This is a genomic window from Sphingomonas adhaesiva, from assembly GCF_036946305.1.
Lineage (GTDB): Bacteria > Pseudomonadota > Alphaproteobacteria > Sphingomonadales > Sphingomonadaceae > Sphingomonas > Sphingomonas adhaesiva_B.
Map to the genome: position 1 here is coordinate 258,609 of NZ_JAQIJJ010000002.1, position 13,792 is coordinate 272,400.

The 13,792-nt window shown below is 68.3% G+C and carries 16 protein-coding genes; 3 read left to right on the top strand and 13 right to left on the bottom strand.

What is annotated here, in order from left to right; translation table 11 throughout:
• Window positions 1-71 precede the first annotated feature (71 nt).
• Together PGN14_RS01355 and ppa are read left to right on the top strand one after the other, a co-directional pair.
• The gene (locus PGN14_RS01355) at window positions 72-1,988 is read left to right on the top strand and encodes a M61 family metallopeptidase (protein ID WP_335297617.1); all 1,917 of its coding nucleotides are present in this window, start codon (window positions 72-74) and stop codon (window positions 1,986-1,988) included.
• Window positions 1,989-2,030: 42 nt separating this feature from the next.
• Window positions 2,031-2,606 carry an inorganic diphosphatase gene (gene ppa, locus PGN14_RS01360; protein WP_335297618.1) on the top strand — a complete coding sequence of 192 codons (576 nt, stop codon included), beginning with the start codon at window positions 2,031-2,033 and terminating at the stop codon, window positions 2,604-2,606.
• Window positions 2,607-2,702: 96 nt separating this feature from the next.
• Here the strand turns inward: ppa and PGN14_RS01365 are convergent, their stop codons facing one another.
• From PGN14_RS01365 to ispG, 6 genes are read right to left on the bottom strand one after another with little or no spacing between them, the layout of a single operon-like run.
• On the bottom strand, window positions 2,703-3,074 hold the full coding sequence (locus PGN14_RS01365; RefSeq protein WP_335297619.1) for a TfoX/Sxy family protein: 372 nt from the start codon (window positions 3,072-3,074) through the stop codon (window positions 2,703-2,705).
• 8 nt (window positions 3,075-3,082) lie between these two features.
• The gene (locus PGN14_RS01370; RefSeq protein WP_335297620.1) at window positions 3,083-3,403 is read right to left on the bottom strand and encodes a DMT family transporter; all 321 of its coding nucleotides are present in this window, start codon (window positions 3,401-3,403) and stop codon (window positions 3,083-3,085) included.
• A gap of 3 nt (window positions 3,404-3,406) precedes the next feature.
• Window positions 3,407-3,886, bottom strand: a complete 480-nt coding sequence (locus tag PGN14_RS01375; protein ID WP_335297621.1) for a GNAT family N-acetyltransferase — start codon at window positions 3,884-3,886, stop codon at window positions 3,407-3,409.
• Complete coding sequence (locus tag PGN14_RS01380; RefSeq protein ID WP_335297622.1) at window positions 3,883-4,776, bottom strand: DMT family transporter; 894 nt, start codon at window positions 4,774-4,776, stop codon at window positions 3,883-3,885. The genes PGN14_RS01375 and PGN14_RS01380 overlap by 4 nt, the downstream gene beginning before the upstream one ends.
• A gap of 4 nt (window positions 4,777-4,780) precedes the next feature.
• Window positions 4,781-4,948 carry an AbrB/MazE/SpoVT family DNA-binding domain-containing protein gene (locus tag PGN14_RS16820; RefSeq protein WP_443019429.1) on the bottom strand — a complete coding sequence of 56 codons (168 nt, stop codon included), beginning with the start codon at window positions 4,946-4,948 and terminating at the stop codon, window positions 4,781-4,783.
• 50 nt (window positions 4,949-4,998) lie between these two features.
• Window positions 4,999-6,123 carry a flavodoxin-dependent (E)-4-hydroxy-3-methylbut-2-enyl-diphosphate synthase gene (ispG, locus tag PGN14_RS01385; protein WP_335297623.1) on the bottom strand — a complete coding sequence of 375 codons (1,125 nt, stop codon included), beginning with the start codon at window positions 6,121-6,123 and terminating at the stop codon, window positions 4,999-5,001.
• Between the two features lie 72 nt (window positions 6,124-6,195).
• On the opposite strand from ispG, the gene PGN14_RS01390 reads away from it, so the two are divergent.
• Window positions 6,196-7,362: an acyltransferase family protein gene (locus PGN14_RS01390; protein ID WP_335297624.1), complete on the top strand. Its 1,167-nt coding sequence runs from the start codon at window positions 6,196-6,198 to the stop codon at window positions 7,360-7,362.
• A gap of 113 nt (window positions 7,363-7,475) precedes the next feature.
• Here the strand turns inward: PGN14_RS01390 and PGN14_RS01395 are convergent, their stop codons facing one another.
• From PGN14_RS01395 to PGN14_RS01425, 7 genes are all read right to left on the bottom strand, one after another.
• Window positions 7,476-8,375: a flagellar motor protein MotB gene (locus tag PGN14_RS01395; protein ID WP_335297625.1), complete on the bottom strand. Its 900-nt coding sequence runs from the start codon at window positions 8,373-8,375 to the stop codon at window positions 7,476-7,478.
• A gap of 5 nt (window positions 8,376-8,380) precedes the next feature.
• Entirely contained in the window at window positions 8,381-9,244 is an 864-nt protein-coding gene (motA, locus tag PGN14_RS01400; RefSeq protein ID WP_335297626.1) for a flagellar motor stator protein MotA, read from the bottom strand.
• A gap of 224 nt (window positions 9,245-9,468) precedes the next feature.
• Window positions 9,469-10,365, bottom strand: a complete 897-nt coding sequence (locus PGN14_RS01405) for a flagellin N-terminal helical domain-containing protein (protein ID WP_335297627.1) — start codon at window positions 10,363-10,365, stop codon at window positions 9,469-9,471.
• A 6-nt stretch (window positions 10,366-10,371) separates the two neighbouring features.
• The gene (gene flgK / locus PGN14_RS01410) at window positions 10,372-11,709 is read right to left on the bottom strand and encodes a flagellar hook-associated protein FlgK (protein ID WP_335297628.1); all 1,338 of its coding nucleotides are present in this window, start codon (window positions 11,707-11,709) and stop codon (window positions 10,372-10,374) included.
• Window positions 11,706-12,041, bottom strand: coding sequence for a rod-binding protein (locus tag PGN14_RS01415; RefSeq protein WP_335297629.1), 336 nt, complete (start codon window positions 12,039-12,041; stop codon window positions 11,706-11,708). Before PGN14_RS01415 ends, flgK begins: the two co-directional genes overlap by 4 nt.
• On the bottom strand, window positions 12,041-13,135 hold the full coding sequence (locus PGN14_RS01420) for a flagellar basal body P-ring protein FlgI (protein WP_335297630.1): 1,095 nt from the start codon (window positions 13,133-13,135) through the stop codon (window positions 12,041-12,043). Before PGN14_RS01420 ends, PGN14_RS01415 begins: the two co-directional genes overlap by 1 nt.
• Entirely contained in the window at window positions 13,135-13,773 is a 639-nt protein-coding gene (locus PGN14_RS01425; protein WP_335298021.1) for a flagellar basal body L-ring protein FlgH, read from the bottom strand. Before PGN14_RS01425 ends, PGN14_RS01420 begins: the two co-directional genes overlap by 1 nt.
• Window positions 13,774-13,792: the final 19 nt, after the last annotated feature.

The window sequence follows — 13,792 nt, forward strand, 5'->3', positions numbered from 1 at the left end:
GACTGGACAGCCGCGCGTCAGCGCCGTTACGTCACCGATGTAACAACATAACCAAAGGGTATGCGCGCTCCATGATCCGATCGCTCCTCGCCGTCGCACTCCTCTCCACCACCACCATCGCCACCGCGCAGGTGCCCGCGGGCAATTCCGCGCCGCAGCCGGTGCCCTTCGTCGACACGATCCCGGCGGCGCGCGATGTCCCGTTCCCCGGCACGATCCGGCTGACGGTCGACGCCACCGACACGCGCCGAGGCATCTTCCGCGTAAAGGAGACGATCCCGGTGCCGCAGGCGGGGCCGATGACGCTGCTGTTCCCCAAGTGGCTGCCCGGCGCGCATTCGCCGCGCGGCGAGATCGAGAAGCTCGCCGGCCTGATCATCACCGCCAACGGCAAGCGGGTGGAATGGACGCGCGACCCGGTCGACGTCTTCGCCTTCCACATCCAGGTGCCGACGGGCGCGAAGACGATCGAGGCGTCGTTCCAATTCATCTCCGCGACGCAGGCCAACCAGGGCCGCATCGTCATGACCCCGACGATGATCTCGCTCCAGCCCAATTCGGTCAGCCTCTATCCCGCGGGCTGGTTCACGCGCCGGATCCCGGTGCAGATGACGGTGACCTGGCCGCAGGGCTGGACCGCGGCGGGGGCGATCCCCGCCAAGGTGGCGGGCGCGACCTATACCTATGACGCGACCAACTACGAGATCCTGGTCGATTCGCCGATCCTGGCGGGCAAGTACGGCAAGGTATGGCCGCTGACACCACAGGTGAACCTCAACGTCTTCGCCGACGACCCCGCCGAGCTGGCCGCCACGCCGGAGCAGATCGCCTCGCACCAGCGGCTGGTCGATCAGGCGGTGAAGACGTTCGGCGCGCAGCATTACGACCGCTACGAATTCCTGCTGTCGATCACCGACCAGCTGGGCGGGATCGGACTGGAGCATCACCGTTCCAGCGAGAATGGCGTGACGCCGGGCTATTTCACCAAGTGGAGCGACGGCCCCGGGCGCCGCAACCTGCTGCCGCACGAATTCACGCACAGCTGGGACGGCAAGTTCCGCCGCGGTGCGGACCTGTGGACGCCCGATTATCGCACTCCGATGCGCGGCTCGCTGCTGTGGGTGTACGAAGGGCAGACGCAATTCTGGGGCTATGTCCTCCAGGCGCGCTCCGGGCTGGTCAGCAAGCAGGACACGTTGGACCAATATGCCGCGATCATGGCGACCTATGAAAGCCAGCCCGCGCGGCAATGGCGCGATCTGGTCGATACCACCAACGATCCGGTGATCTCGTCGCGCAAGCCCAAGGGCTGGACCAGCTGGCAGCGCAGCGAGGATTATTACAACGAAGGGCTGCTGGTCTGGATGGACGTCGATTCGCTGCTGCGCCAGAAGTCGGGCGGCACGAAGTCGATCGACGATTTCGCACGTGCCTTCTTCGGCATCCGCGACGGCGACTGGGGCGAGGTGACCTATACGATCGACGATGTCGCCGCGACGCTGAACACGATCGTGCCGTGGGACTGGCGCGGGTTCCTCGACCAGCGGCTGACCGAACATGCCGCGGGCGCGCCGCTGGAGGGGTTCGCGCGCAACGGCTATCGCCTGATCTATACCGACACGCCCACGCCGTCGTTCAAGGCGGGCGAGACGAGCGCCAAGAACACCAACCTGACCTGGTCGGGCGGGTTCGTCGCCGGTGCGACCGGCGAGCTGACGTCGGTGACGTGGGACAGCCCCGCGTTCGACGCCGGGCTGACGCTGGCGGACCAGATCGTCGCGGTCGACGGACAGGCGTGGTCGGCGGACCGGATGAAGGCGGCGATCGCCGCGGCGAAGGGCACGAAGGTGGCCATCCCGCTCACCGTAAAGCGCGGGGATGCCTACCGTTCGGCAGCGCTCGACTATCACGGGGGCTTGCGCTACCCGCGGCTGGAGAAGGTCGGCACCGGCGACGGTGGCCTCGATCGTCTGCTGGCGCCCCGCTGATGCGGGGCGCTTCGATGTCCGGCGTCTCCTGAGGGGAAGAGAATGCGTATCGACCTGATCCCGGTGGGCAAGAATCCGCCCGACGACCTGAACGTGGTGATCGAGGTGCCGACCGGCGGCGAGCCGGTGAAGTATGAGTTCGACAAGGCATCGGGCGCGCTGTTCGTCGACCGCATCCTCCACACGCCGATGCGCTATCCGGCCAATTACGGCTTCGTCCCCCACACGCTGTCGCCCGACGGCGATCCGCTCGACGCTTTGGTCGTGGCGCGCTCGCCGTTCATCCCGGGCTGCGTCGTGCGCGCGCGCCCGATCGCGGTGCTGAACCTGGAGGACGAGGCCGGCGGCGACGAGAAGCTGGTCTGCGTGCCGGTCGACTCGACCTTCCCGTATTACGCCAATGTCGGCGAGAAGGACGACCTGCCCGAGATCGTCTTCGCGCAGATCGAGCACTTCTTCACCCACTACAAGGATCTGGAGAAGAAGAAGTGGGTGCGCATCGGCACCTGGGGCGACCGCGAGGAAGCGCGCCGTGTGACGCTGGAGGCGATCGACCGCTACAATGCCGCCAAGGCCGAGGGCGAGGAACCGCACGACCACGACGTCCCGGGCCGATAAGACCAGCCCCTCCCTCTCCCCTGCGGGGAGAGGGAGGGGGTGAGGGGCCGGTGTCTCACCGAGAGGGGCACGCGGTGCGTCCCGCCCCCGGCGTCGCTATCCCGCCGTCTTTCCACCCTTGCGCTTCTTCACCGGCGCGCGCTGCCCTGCCGCCACGCCCAGCAGCGCCCAGGTTCGGGCCGCGTCGACATCGTCGTAACACGCCTCCGGCGCGCGGCGGTAGTTCATCGACGCGACCTGCCCATCGCCACGCGCATAGGTGAAGCGCGCGCATCCGGCGGCGTCCCATGTCGCGTCGCTCTGCGCATCGCCCTTGAACCACAGGCTGCCGTCGCCATCGACGATCGTGAAGACGATGCCGTCGAGATAGAGCGTGGCGCCGCCCATCATGCGCCGGTGCGTGACGGTGCCGTCCGCCGCCAGCACCTCCGCCATCCAGTCGATCAGTCCACGATCCAGCGCCATCATCGCCCCCGTCAATGCGCGGCGGTCAGCTTCAGCCCCGCGATGCACGCGACCGCGCCCAGGATCAGCAGCAGCCGCAGCGGCGTCGCCGCCTCGCCATAGAAGGCGATTCCGATCACCACCGTCCCCAGCGCACCGATCCCGGTCCAGACCGCATAGGCCGTTCCCATCGGGATGCTGCGCGCCGCCACCTCCAGCAGCAGCATCGACAGCGTCACCGACGCCAGGAAGCCCACCGTCCAGCCGATGTGGCGGAAACCGTCGGCGTTGCGCAGGCAGGTGGTGAACCCGACCTCGAACAGGCCGCCCGTGATCAGCCACAGCCACGCCATCGCTCAGCGCCCCGCCAGCGTCCGCAACGCCGCGCCGTCGACGCGCTGCACCGTCCATTCGTCCTGCGCCACCGCCCCCTTTGCGCGATAGAAATCGATCGCGGGCGTGTTCCAGTCGAGCACCCACCATTCGAACCGGGCATAGCCGCGGTCGACCGCGATCCCCGCCAGCGCCTGCAACAGCGCGGCGCCCGCGCCCGAGCCGCGCGCCTCCGGCGTGACGTACAGGTCGTCGAGCCAGATGCCGCGCTTGCCGGTCCAGGTGGAGAAGGTCTTGTAGAAGACCGCGAAGCCGATCGCCTGCCCGTCGCGCTCCGCGATCAGCGCCTCTGCGGCCGGATCGGCGCCGAACAGCGCGTCGTAGAGCATCGCGTCGGTCGCCTTCACCGCGTCGGGCGCCTTCTCGAACGTGGCGAGATCGCGGACGAAGCCCAGCATGACGGGGACATCGGCGGCGGCGGCGGGGCGGATCGTGACGGTCATGCCGCCGGCTCTAGCGGCAGCGGACGGCGGCGGGCACCCCAAAGACACGCCGCGATGATGATCGCCGCACCCGCCAGCGTGGTCGGCGCCACCCGCTCGCCGAACACCGCCCAGCCCAGCACCGCGGCATAGACGAACGACGTATATTCGGTCGTTGCCAGATACCCCGCCTCGCCATGCGCATAGGCCCAGGCGAGCAGGAACAGCGACGCCGTCGCCAGCATCGCGGCGACGACGATCTTCCCCCATTGCTCGGGCGCGGGCAGCACCGCCAGCCATGGCGCGGCGAGCGCCAGGATCAGCGTGACGATCGCGGACTGGACGAACGCGATCTCGCCGGGGCGCGCCGCCTGGCTCTGCAACCGCGCGACGATCAGGTTGAGCGCATAGAGCACCGCCGAGGCGAGGATCGCGAGCGCGCCCAGGAACGCCTCCGGCCCCAGCGCCATGCGCGACTGCCCCGCCATAATCGTTGCGACCCCCACCAGCGCGGCGAGCGAGGCCGCGATCACGCGCGCGCCGACCCGCTCGTGCAGGACCAGCGCGCCCAGCAGCAGCGCGAGGAGCGGCGCGATGTAGCTGAGCGCGATCGCCTGCGCCATCGGTACCCGCGCCAGCCCCCAGAAGAACAGCACCGCCATGCACGCGGTGATGGCGCCGCGGATCAGGTGCAGCCGCGCCGCACGCCGTGACGGCAGCCCCCCGCCCCCGGCGCGCCACGCCGCCGCGCCGATCCCCGCCGCCACCATCGTGCGCCAGAACAGCGCGTTATAGACGCCGATCGCGAGCGTCAGCGACTTCATGAACGCGTCCATGATCGAGAACAGCCCGATCCCCGCCGCCGCCACCGCAAAGGCGACCGCGGGCGACAGATGCCGCGAATGCGTCACCGGATCAGACAGGCGAACCGACGTCGCCCCGGGTACGAGGACGTAGCCGGAACCCGCCCTCGGCCGGCTCGACCGTCACATCCTCTCCTTCGGAAAGGCCGAGGTCACGCAACACGTCATCCGGCAGACGAATGCTCCCGTCGTCTGCAACGGTGACCGACCATCTCTCCATCAAGCCCTCTTCGGATCAGGTTTGCACAGGTCCGTGACGACGCCCTCCGGCTATTCCGCCGCAAGTTTCGCCGCCGCGTCCGCCGCGTCGATCTCCGCCGCCTTCGCCTCGACCAGTTTCACGATATGCTCGATCATGTCGGCGTCCTGGACATGATGGTCGGTGACGCCCGACAGATAGACCATGTGCTTGCCGTTGCCGCCGCCGGTGATGCCGATGTCGGTTTCGCGCGCCTCGCCGGGACCGTTGACGACGCAGCCCAGCACCGACAGGCTCATCGGGGTGCGGATATGCTGGAGCCGTTCCTCCAGCGCCTGCACCGTGCGGATCACGTCGAAGCCCTGCCGCGCGCACGAGGGGCAGCTGACGACGCGGACGCCGCGATTGCGGATGCCGAGCGCCTTCAGGATCTCGAACCCGACGCGTACTTCCTCTTCCGGCTCCGCCGACAGCGACACGCGGATCGTGTCGCCGATGCCGAACCACAGCAGCGAGCCCAGACCGATCGACGACTTGACCGTCCCGCCGATCAGCCCGCCCGCCTCGGTGATCCCCAGGTGAAGCGGACAGTCGACCGCCTCGGCGAGTTGCTGATAGGCAGCCACCGCCAGGAAGACGTCGGACGCCTTCACCGCCACCTTATATTCGTGGAAATCGTGGTCCTGGAGCAGCTTGATATGGTCGAGCGCGGATTCGACCAGCGCCTCCGGGCACGGCTCGCCATATTTCTCCAGCAGGTCGCGCTCCAGCGAGCCGGCGTTGACGCCGATGCGGATCGCGCAGCCGTTGGCCTTGGCGGCGCGCACCACCTCCGCGACGCGATCGGACGAACCGATGTTACCGGGGTTGATGCGCAGGCACGCCGCGCCCGCGTCCGCCGCCTCCAGCGCGCGCTTGTAGTGGAAGTGGATGTCGGCGACGATCGGCACCTGCGCGGCGCGCACGATCTGCCCCAGCGCGGCGGTGCTGTCGGTATCGGGGCAGCTGACGCGGATGATGTCCGCGCCGGCCTCCTCGCAGCGACGAATCTGCGCGATCGTCGCGGCGACATCGCTGGTGGGGGTGTTGGTCATCGTCTGCACGGTGACGGGTGCGCCCCCGCCGACGGGGACGTTGCCGACCATGATCTGGCGGCATTCTCGACGCGTGATGTCACGCCACGGACGGATCGACATGCCCGCCCCATACGCCCTTCGCGCGACAGTTCAAAGTCGCCTGCGCTCGGCACCGGTGCTAGATCGCCGGAAATGCAGCGACATTACGGCCTCGACTGGCTTCGCATCGGGGCGTTCGCGATCCTGATCCTCTATCATGTCGGCATGGTGTTCGTGCCGTGGGACTTCCATGCGAAGCTGCCTGGCGCATGGTGGGTGGCGGTGCCGATGATGGCCTCCAACCCGTGGCGGCTCGCGCTGCTGTTCGTCGTCTCGGGCTATGCCAGCCGCGCGCTGTTCCTGCGCAACAAGGTGCCGTGGCGCTTCGCGCGGCAGCGCACGCTCCGGCTGCTGGTCCCGCTCGCCTTCGGGGTGGCGGTGATCGTGCCGGTCCAGCCCTGGGTCGAGCTGTCGCTGAAATACGGCTATACGCAGGATTTCTGGCATTTCTGGCGGCACGATTTCTTCCGCTTCGGCCGGGTGGGTCCGATGGTGCTGCCGGTGTGGAACCATCTGTGGTTCGTCGGCTATCTGTGGGTCTATACGTTGGTGCTGGCGGTGCTCGCGACGATCCTGCCGGCGCGCGCGCGGCAGGCGGCGCAGCGCGCCTTCGCCATCGCGATGCGCGGTCCCGCGCTGCTGCTGGTGCCGGTGGCGTGGATGGTGCTGGTCAATTTCGTGCTGTTCCCGGGCGGGCGCGAGACGCATGCGCTGATCGACGACTGGGTCGCGCACGCCACCTATCTGCCGGCATTCCTGTTCGGTTTCGCGCTCGCCTGCGCGCCCGCGACGCTGGCCGGGTTCGTCCGGCGCTGGCGCTGGTCGGCGGGGATCGCGGTCGTCGCCTATGCATTGGTCGCGGGGATCGAGATCCGCTGGCCCGGCAACACCATGCCCGCGCCCTGGGGCACCATCTTCTCGGTCGCGCGCGCGGTGGAGGGCTGGGCGGCGATCGCGGGGCTGATCGGGTTCGCCGACCGCCACTGGAACCGCGACCATCGCTGGCGCCGCACGCTGACCGAGGCGGTGTTCCCCTTCTATATCGTCCACCAATCGATCATCGTGCTCGGCGCGTACTGGCTGCGCGATGCGGGATGGCCGATCTGGCTGGATGCGGTGGCGCTGGTCGCGGCCACCGTGGCGGGATGCTGGGCTTTCTACCTGGTCGGGCGCGCGATCGGTCCGTTGCGCCCGCTGATCGGGCTGCGGCGGCATGCGTCGCGGCGGACGGGACTGGATCCGCGGCCGGCGATCGCGTGATGGGGAACAATCGATAATCCTGTTCCCCGGCGCAGGCCGGGGTCCAGCAACGGGCGGCTGGTGAAATGCCGCGATCGTTTCCCAACTGGACCCCGGCCTTCGCCGGGGAACAATTACTGCCCGAAGGTGCCCGCGCGATAGAGGAGCGTGATCGCGACGCGGCGGTTGCGCGGATCCTGCGGGTCGCTCGCGATCATCGGCTCGCGGTCGGCCACGCCCTCGATCCGGTTGAAACGCTCGTCCGGGATACCGCCCAGCGCCAGCCGCCGGCGCGTCGCCTCGGCGCGGCCCGACGACAGCATCCAGTTGTTCATCGCGCGCGGATCGCCGAACGGCAGGCTGTCGGTATAGCCGCGGATCATGATCGGATTGGGCGTCTCCTTGATCCCGGCCGCGACCATCCCGATCAGGTCGGACGCCTTGCTGTCGAGCGCCGTCGTGCCCAGCGCGAACATCGAGTAATCGGCGTCGTCGACCAGGTCGATGCGCATCCCGTCGGGCGTCATCGTGAAGCGGATGTGCTTGGCGAGCTTCGCCATCGCCTTGCTCTGCGCGATCTGCCTCATCACCTGCTGGCGCAGGCGCGCGAAGTTCTTCACGTCCTCCTTCGCCTGCGCGCTGCGCAGCGACCCCTTCTTGCCGAAGCCGCTGCGCTCGTCGTTGGCGCTGTTGCCCAGCACCAGCGCGGCGGTGGCGGGATCGGCGGTGCCCGCTTTCGGTCCGGTCTTCTCCTTCGACAGCACCGATTCGCCGCCGAAGATCCCGTTGCCACCGATGCCGACATGCTTGTTGTCGAGCAGCGTCGGCGCGAAATAATCGGCGATGCCCTTGCGCTGCTTCTCCGTGGTCGCGCCCAGCAGCCACAGCAGCAGGAAGAACGCCATCATCGCGGTCACGAAGTCGGCATAGGCGACCTTCCACGCGCCACCGTGATGGCCCGCGGCCACCATGGTGATCTTCTTGACGATGACGATCTTGGGCGGCTGGTTGTTGCCGTGCGGAGCCTTGGCCATCGCGCTTACTTACCGCGCAGGCCGTCGAACACCTCGGCGAAGCCGGGCTGGTTCTTGTGGTCGATCCCCGAGCGCGCCGCCTCGATCACCAGCGGTTGCGGATGGCCGTGGAGCGAGGCGATGATGATCTGCTTGACGACGTGATAGATCGCCGCGTCGGCCGCGATCACCTGCTTCAGCCGGCCCGCGAACGGATTGACGATACCATAAGCGAGCAGCACGCCCATGAACGTGCCGACCAGCGCCGAGCCGATCATCCCGCCCAGCACCGCCGGCGGCTTGTCGATCGAACCCATCGTCTTCACGATGCCCAGCACCGCGGCGACGATGCCCAGCGCGGGCAGCGCGTCGGCCAGGCTCTGCAGCGTATGCTCCGGCCCCTCCACCTCGTGGTGGTGGGTCTTGATGGCGTTGTCCATGACCTCCTCGACCGCATGCACGTCGAGCGTGCCCGACGACACCACGACGAGGCGCAGCGTGTCGGCGATCAGGTTGACCAATGTATGGTCCTTCAAGAGCTTGGGATATTCGGCGAATACCGCGGAGGACTTGGGATCCTCGACATGCGGTTCCAGCGCGATCGGCCCTTCCATCCGCAGCATCTTCATCAGCTTGCTGACCAGGAAGATGACGTCGAGATAGTCCTGCTTCTTGTACTTCGGCCCCTTGAACACCTTGCCCAGGCCGCCGCCCATCGCCTTCAGCTCGCCCATCGAATTGCCGATGATGAGCGCGCCCGCGGCGGCGCCGCCGATGATGAGCATCTCGTGCGGGATCGCCTCGAACACCGGGCCGAGATTGCCGCCGGTGATGGCGAACCCGCCGAACACCATGCCGAGTAGGACGACGAGGCCGATGGCCGCAAACATGGGCGAATCCCCGGTAGATTGACTATTGGACGACGACGCTGTTGGTAAACCGGGAGGGGTAGCGAAGTGGTTACCGTGCGGCACGATTCTGCCGGGGGAAGCTGCCCGATACGCCGTCACCCCGGGCTTGAGCCGGGGTCCCGCTTCTCCGCGACGTTGCAGAAGGAGCGGGATCCCGGCTCAAGCCCGGGGCGACGGATTCAGGACGATGTGGGGGACGCGCCTCAGCGCAGGTAGTTGAACAGCGACAGCTGCGACAGTTTGGAGAAGCTCTGCTGCGTTGCGTTGAGGATCGTCAGCGTCTTCGACAGCTCGGCATAGGCCTCGGTCACGTCGACGTCCTCCATGCTGGAGCGCAGCTCCGCACGATCGAGGTTGGCATTGTCGAGCAATCCCTGCTGCAAATCGACGCGCGCGGCGCGCGCACCGACCGACGCCTGCACGATCGACACCTGCTCGCCCGCCGCCTTCAGCGGGGCCAGCGCGTCGCGTGCCGCGCCCGACTGGTCGGTCCCGGTCTGAAGCGCGGTCGCCAGCTGCGCCAGCATCGCCAGCGTGTCGCCGGCGCTGGAGTTGAACACGCGCGACGCCGTCTCGGTAGCCTGGATCGACACGCCGTCGCCGATCGGGATCTCCGACAGCTTGGGCGCAGTATTGTAGGTGAAGCTGCCGTCGGCGTTGCGGATCACCGCATCGGTGCCCGACGCGCTGCCGAACAGCGGCTGGCCGCGCAGGTCCTTGGTATTGCCCAGTCCGACCAGCGCATCGACCACCGCCGACAATTCGCCGCCGATCACCTTGCGGTTGGCGTCGCTCAGCGTGCCGGTCGCGGCCTGCGTCACCAGATCGGTCGCGCGCTGGAGCTGGTCGGTGATCGATCCCAGCGTGGCGTCCGACTGCTTCAGCAGCGATTCGGACAGTTTCAGGTTGGTGGCATAGGCCGCCGCATCGGCATCCTTGCGGTCGAATTCGGCGATCTGCTGCGCCACCGCGACGTTTTCGGACGGCGTGTTGATCTTCTTGCCGGTCGCGATCTGCGTCTGCAGCTTGGTCGCGGTCGCCATCAGCGTGCTCATCCGCGTCGCCGAGCGATCGAACATCAGATTGCTGGAGATCTGCATCGCGTCTTACCTGATTTCGAGGATCGACTGAAAGGTATCGCGCGCGACCTGGATCACGCGGCTGGCGGCCTGATACGCCTGCTGGAAGCGGACGAGGTCGATCGCCTCCGAATCGAGGTTCACGCCCGTCATCTCGGAGCGCGCCGTCACCGCGCCGTCGCGGATCGCGGTCTGCGCCTCGCCCACCAGCCGGCGCTGCTTCAGCGTCGCGGCATTGTCGGTGACGAGGCCCTGGATACGCCCCTCGAACCCGTCGGTCTGGCGCAGCGTCGCCAGCGCGGCAAGGTTGCTCGAATCGCGCTGTCCACCGCCGGCCTTGGCGGCGGCGATCTGCGCCCCGCTGGTCAGCCGGACGGAGAAGTTGCTGGGGTCCGCGGTGGTGGTGAACATGTTCGTGCCGGTGGCACCGTTCAGATCCTGCCCGGCGCGTTGCAGGTCGTTGACCGCGGTGGTGAAGTCGCCGGCGACGTCGTTCAGCTGATCGCGCGCGCTGGCGATCCGCTGCGCCCCCTCCGTGATGCCGGCCAGCGACCCGCCCTCGGGCGTCATCACCGCGACGGTGCCGTCCTCGCGCCGCGTGGTCAGCGCCACGTTGCCGCCGGTGCGCTGATAGCCGACCTGCACCGCCTCGCGCACGTCGACCAGCACCGGGCCGCTGCTGCTGCCCGCGCGCACGGTGGCGCGGCCGAACTGGTCGAGCGTCACCGACACGTCGGTCAGGTCGCTCATCTGCTGCAACAGGCTGTCGCGCTGGTCCTGCAACCCGGCCGCGGCCGAGGTGCCGGCGGTGGTCTTCACCAGCCCCTGGTTGACCTTCAGCAGCGCCTGGTTGAGCCGCGACAGATCGTCGGTCGCCTGTACCGCACGCGAATCGAGCTCGGTCATCGCGGAGTCGAGCGAGCGCGCGGTCATCGCGAACGAATCGGCCGCCGAGGAGGCCGCGCTCAGCATCCCGGCGCGCAGCGCGGTCGAGGTCGGCTCCGCCTGCAACGCGGTGCCCGCGGCGAAGAACGCGGTCATCTGTCCCGACAGGTTGCCGCCCGACAGCGCGCTCTCGACGCGTTCCAGCCACACCGTGCTGGCGGTGGTGCGCGACAGGTCCGCGCCCGCATTGCGCACCGCGGTTTCGGTATAAGGGTTGCCGGCGCGCCCGATCCCGTCGACCGTCGCGCCCATGCCGTTGAGGGTCGCGCTATATCCCGTGCTCGTCGCGATCTCGCGGATGTTCGCGTTCCGCCGCACATACGACGAATTGCCCGCGTTCGCGATATTCTCCGACACCGTCGTCAGCGCGGTCTGATACGCGCGGGCGCCCGAGGAGCCGATGGAGAGCAGGTCACTCATCCCGGTTGGCTGCCACCATCCGCGTTAAGATCGGGTTGAGAACGCGACAGAAATTCCGTCATCGCCTTGCCGATGCCGAGCGGCGTGTGAATCGCCATCTGTTGCACCACCTTCTGGTCCGACATGTCGCGGAAGGTGTCGATCGCCTGGCTGTCGAACAATGGGTCGGCCAATTTCGCCTGCCGCATGGATTTCAGCATCATGCCGGTGAAGACCGATTCGAACTGCTGCCCCGCCTTGGCGAGATTGTCCTTGGTGGCGGCGCGTCCCAGCCCCGAATCGATGCCGGTGACGCCCGAAATGCCCGTGGAGATGCCCGGAACGTCCGTCATCACAGCACCACCAGTTCGGCCTTGAGCGCGCCGGCTTCCTTCAGCGCCTCCAGGATCGCCACCAGATCGGCCGGCGATGCGCCGATCGCGTTCACCGCCTTCACCACATCGGCCAGCTTGGGGCCGGGGTTGAGCAGGAACATCGGCTTCTTCTCCTCCACGACCTGCACGTTGGAGCGATTCTCCATCGCGGTCTGGCCCTGGCTGAAGGGGGCGGGCTGGCTGACGCGCTGGTTCTCGTCGATCCGCACGGTCAGCTTGCCATGGGTGACGGCGGCGGGGCCGACGCGCACCGCGCTGCTGATGACGACGGTGCCGGTGCGTGCGTTGACGATCACCTTGGCGGGCGGCTCGGCACTGGCGACGTCGAGATTCTCGATCTGGCTCATCAGCGCGGCGCGCACGTCGGCGCCGACCGGCGCGCGCACCGCCACCGACACGCCGTCGGTCGCCTGCGCGCTGCCGAAGCCCAGCTTGCGGTTGATCGCGGCGGCGACATTCTGTGCGGTGGTGAAATCGGCGCGCGCCAGGTTGAAGGTCAGGAACGGCGTGTCGGCGAACCCGGTCGCGACCGCGCGCTCCACCGTCGCGCCTTCGGGGATGCGCCCGGTCGAGGGGACGTTGACGACGATCTTCGAGCCATCGGCCCCCTCCGCGCCCAGCCCGCCGACCGCCAGATTGCCCTGCGCCATGGCATAGATCTGCCCGTCAGCACCCAGCAGCGGGGTCAGCACCAGCGCGCCGCCGCGCAGCGACTTCGCCTTGCCCATCGAGGCGACGGTGATGTCGATCCGCTGCCCCGGCTTGGCGAAGGCGGGCAGCTCCGCGGTGATCATCACCACCGCGGCGTTCTTCAACCCCGGGTTCGCGCTGGCGGGCAGTTGCAGCCCGAAGCGGCTGGCGACCGCCTTCACCGACTGGACGGTATATTCGAGATTGTCGTCGCCGGTGCCCGGCAGGCCGACGACCACGCCATAGCCGGTCAGCTGGTTGGAGCGGATACCCTGGAACCCGCCCAGATCCTTGATCCGGTCGGCGGTCGCCGGGGTCGCGGCGACCAGCGCCAGCAGCGCGAGGAGGAGCGTGCGCAGCATCAGAAGGGGCTCACCACCTGGAAGAAGCGGGACAGCCAGCCCTGGCGGCTGGCGCGGGCGACGTCGCCCTTGCCGGTATAGGCGATCTGCGCGTCGGCCACGCGGGTCGATTCGACGCGATTGTCGCGATCGACATCGGCGGTGCGCACGATCCCCTTGATCTGGACGAATTCGTCGCCGCGGTTCAGCGTCACGCGCTTCTGCCCCTGCACCAGCATCGTGCCGTTGGGATAGACCTCCGCGACGGTGACCGAGACCTCACCCGACAGCGAGTTGGACTGGTCCGCCGCGCCGGTGCCGCCGAAGCCGCGGTTGCCGCTGGCGCCGACGTCGTTGGGGTTGAGGAAGCTCAGCGGCCCGGTGGTCGGCGGGGTCAGCCCGAAGCTGCCCTTCGAATCGAGCTTGGACGAGGCCGATTTGGACGCGGCGGTGCGCTCCACCAGCACGATCGTCAGCGGATCGCCGACGCGGCGCGCGCGCCACCCCTCGTGCAGCCCGGCATAGCCGTCGGCGACCTGAAAGATCGAGCCGTTGGCGACCGGCGCCGCCGCCGGCGGGGCGACGGGGGCGCGGACGACGGAGAAATCCTCCTTCGGCGCCTTGCGGGGGAACAACCGCGCGTCGGCGGCGCCGGGCATGAAGGCGGCGGCGACCAGC